The organism is Candidatus Macondimonas diazotrophica (assembly GCF_004684205.1).
Classification (GTDB): Bacteria; Pseudomonadota; Gammaproteobacteria; order UBA5335; family UBA5335; genus Macondimonas; species Macondimonas diazotrophica.
This window is the reverse complement of record NZ_SRIO01000090.1, coordinates 1-263: the sequence shown is the minus strand read 5'-3', so window position 1 is coordinate 263 and position 263 is coordinate 1. Positions and strand designations below refer to the sequence as shown.

Sequence of the window (263 nt, the reverse complement as noted above, 5' to 3'; positions counted from 1 at the left end):
CATCACCCAGGCGCGGTTGGATGGACCAAGACCAGTCAAATCGATCGGGCAATCGCGACGGTGAATCATCACCCACGCACGGTCGAATTGATCAAGACCGTTCAGGTCAATCGGGCAATCGGGGCGGCTGATTATCACCCATGCGCGGTCGGATGAGCTAAGCCCCGTCAAATCGATCGGGCAATCGGGTCGATGCGTCATCACCATTGCGCGGTGGATCGGATCAAGGCCTGTCAGATCGATTGGAGAACTCGGGTCATTGG

1 protein-coding gene is annotated in these 263 nt (G+C 57.4%); it reads right to left on the bottom strand.

The window, feature by feature from the left end; genetic code table 11:
• Positions 1–263: hypothetical protein (locus tag E4680_RS14400; protein ID WP_205688964.1), on the bottom strand; the 263-nt coding region annotated here is incomplete at both ends.